Origin of the sequence: Streptomyces sp. NPDC058877 (genome assembly GCF_042742855.1) — a bacterium.
GTDB lineage: Bacteria > Actinomycetota > Actinomycetes > Streptomycetales > Streptomycetaceae > Streptomyces.
Window position 1 is genome coordinate 1 of the sequence record NZ_JBHYMF010000351.1, and the last position, 3,029, is coordinate 3,029.

The 3,029-nt window shown below is 66.9% G+C and carries 3 protein-coding genes; all 3 read right to left on the bottom strand.

The window, feature by feature from the left end:
* Positions 1-40 precede the first annotated feature (40 nt).
* A complete protein-coding gene (gene clpX, locus ACFW2Y_RS35340) occupies positions 41-1,324 on the bottom strand; it encodes an ATP-dependent Clp protease ATP-binding subunit ClpX (RefSeq protein WP_030494070.1) in 1,284 nt (427 codons plus the stop codon).
* A gap of 156 nt (positions 1,325-1,480) precedes the next feature.
* On the bottom strand, positions 1,481-2,143 hold the full coding sequence (locus ACFW2Y_RS35345; protein WP_189801817.1) for an ATP-dependent Clp protease proteolytic subunit: 663 nt from the start codon (positions 2,141-2,143) through the stop codon (positions 1,481-1,483).
* A gap of 65 nt (positions 2,144-2,208) precedes the next feature.
* Entirely contained in the window at positions 2,209-2,826 is a 618-nt protein-coding gene (locus ACFW2Y_RS35350; RefSeq protein ID WP_384887719.1) for an ATP-dependent Clp protease proteolytic subunit, read from the bottom strand.
* Positions 2,827-3,029: the final 203 nt, after the last annotated feature.

Here is a 3,029-nt window from a genome sequence, read left to right on the forward strand (position 1 = left end):
GATCCGCGGGGCGCCCCTCCTACCATGTGCGGCGGACGGCTCAGGCCGACTTCTCGTGCCTGCCGTCGTTCTTCACGATCCGCGGGACCAGCGTCGGATTGACGTTGTTGCGGACCACATCGGCGGTGATGACCACGCGGGCCACGTCCTTGCGGGACGGGACCTCGTACATCACCGACTGGAGGACCTCCTCCATGATGGCGCGCAGGCCGCGCGCGCCGGTGCCGCGGAGGATCGCCTGGTCGGCGATGGCCTCCAGGGCCGGGCGGTCGAAGTCCAGCTCCACGCCGTCGAGTTCGAAGAGGCGCTGGTACTGCTTCACCAGTGCGTTGCGCGGCTCGACCAGGATCTTCAGCAGGGCTTCGCGGTCGAGGTTGTGGACCGAGGTGATGACGGGGAGGCGGCCGATGAACTCGGGGATCATCCCGAACTTCACCAGGTCCTCCGGCATGACCTCCTGGAACTGGTCGCTCGCCTCGATCTCGCGCTTGGAGCGGATGGTCGCCCCGAAACCGATGCCCTTGGCTCCCGCCCGCGACTCGATGATCTTCTCCAGACCGGCGAAGGCGCCGCCCACGATGAAGAGCACATTGGTCGTGTCGATCTGGATGAACTCCTGGTGCGGGTGCTTCCGGCCGCCCTGCGGAGGCACGGAGGCGGTGGTGCCCTCCAGGATCTTCAGCAGGGCCTGCTGCACGCCCTCGCCGGAGACGTCACGCGTGATCGACGGGTTTTCGCTCTTACGGGCGACCTTGTCGATCTCGTCGATGTAGATGATCCCGGTCTCGGCCTTCTTGACGTCGTAGTCGGCGGCCTGGATCAACTTGAGCAGGATGTTCTCGACGTCCTCGCCGACGTAGCCGGCCTCCGTCAGCGCCGTTGCGTCGGCGATGGCGAACGGAACGTTGAGCATGCGGGCCAGGGTCTGCGCGAGCAGCGTCTTCCCGGAACCCGTGGGGCCGAGCAGCAGAATGTTGGACTTCGCCAGTTCGATGGCGTCGTCACGGCCCTGCGCGCCGCCGTTCTCGCCGGCCTGGACGCGCTTGTAGTGGTTGTACACCGCGACGGACAGGGCCTTCTTCGCGGGCTCCTGCCCGACGACGTAGCCCTCGAGGAACTCGTAGATCTCGCGGGGCTTGGGAAGTTCCTCCCAGCGCACCTCGCTCGTCTCCGCGAGTTCTTCCTCGATGATCTCGTTGCAGAGGTCGATGCACTCGTCGCAGATGTACACACCGGGTCCCGCGATGAGCTTCTTCACCTGCTTCTGGCTCTTTCCGCAGAACGAGCACTTGAGCAGATCGCCGCCATCACCGATGCGTGCCACGAGGTGCTTCCCCTTCGCCTGGGAGCGCTTGGTTCAGCGACTCCTGGTGCCTCATATTCGACGGTACCTTGCCGGGCCCCCCGTTCGGGCCCCCCTTGGCGTGGTTGGCATGGTCGCAATTCGGCCACGCCAACCACGGCGAGGGAAGGTCGAGCGTCAGGCTGCCGCGGCGGCCGTGCTCTTGCGGGTCGAGACGATCTGGTCGATCAGGCCGTACGCGAGGGCGTCCTCGGCGGTCAGGATCTTGTCGCGCTCGATGTCGTCGCGGATCTTCTCGATCGGGGTCGAGGAGTGCTTGGCCAGCATTTCTTCCAGCTGGCTGCGCATCCGCAGGATCTCGTTGGCCGCGATCTCCAGGTCGGAGAGCTGCTCACGACCGGTGCCGCCCGAGGGCTGGTGGATCAGCACGCGGGCGTTCGGCAGGGCCATCCGCTTGCCGGGGGTGCCGGCGGCGAGCAGCACGGCCGCGGCAGAGGCCGCCTGGCCCATGCAGACCGTCTGGATGTCCGGCTTCACGAACTGCATGGTGTCGTAGATCGCCGTCAGCGCGGTGAAGGAGCCACCGGGGCTGTTGATGTAGATCGAGATGTCGCGGTCCGGATCCATCGACTCCAGGCACAGCAGCTGCGCCATGACGTCGTTGGCCGAGGCGTCGTCGATCTGCACGCCGAGGAAGATCACGCGCTCCTCGAAGAGCTTCGCGTACGGGTCGTACTCGCGCACGCCCTGCGAGGTGCGCTCGACGAAGCGCGGCACGACGTAGCGGTTGTCCATCGGCGCGCCGGTGTAGAGGCCGCTCGGGGAGAGGTTGTTCTGCATCTGGGTGTTCACCGTCCTGGTGGCGTTCGGCGGGGGGCTGGGGCTCTTCGGCGGGCTGCCGGCGCTCAGGCGCCCGTGCCGCCGCCGCCCGGAACACCCGCGGCGTGCGTGATGATGTCGTCGATGAGGCCGTACTCCTTGGCCTCCTCCGCGGTGAACCAGCGGTCGCGGTCGCCGTCACGGATGATCGCTTCGACGGTCTGGCCGGAGTGGTGCGCGGTGATCTCGGCCATGCGCTTCTTCGTGCGCAGCAGGTACTCGGCCTGGATCTTGATGTCGGAGGCGGTGCCGCCGATGCCGGCGGAGCCCTGGTGCATCAGGATGTCGGTGTTCGGCAGCGCGAAGCGCTTGCCGGGGGTGCCGGCGGTGAGCAGGAACTGGCCCATGGAGGCCGCCATGCCCATACCGATGGTGACGACGTCGTTCGGGATGAACTGCATGGTGTCGTAGACCGCCATGCCGGCCGTCACCGAGCCGCCGGGGCTGTTGATGTACAGGTAGATGTCCTTCTCCGGCTCGGCGGCCAGCAGGAGCATCTGGGCGGTGATCTTGTTGGCGATCTCGTCGTCGACCTGCTGGCCGAGGAAGACGATGCGCTCGCCGAGCAGCCGGTTGTAGACATGGTCGCCGAGGCCGCCACCGATGGACGGCTCACCCGCGGCGTAAGGCTTCAGATTCGTCACGTATCCACCTGCTCGTCTCCGACGGCCCCGGGCCGTCTCCGCGTCTCGTTCTGAGGGCAGTGCCCCCGTATTCATGGACCCTAACGCGCAGGTAGGACAACGCCATCCCGGTTCCCGAACTGTTCGCTGGGAGCGCAAGGTAGTTGGGGGCGTGTGAGCGGGGCCGGACACGTCCACGGGCCCGTGCGCACGACTGTGCGCAC

Excerpts from the sequence above, each read along its gene's own strand:
- ACFW2Y_RS35345 (WP_189801817.1), bottom strand. The coding sequence starts at position 2,143 with ATGCAGAACAACCTCTCCCCGAGCGGCCTCTACACCGGCGCGCCGATG.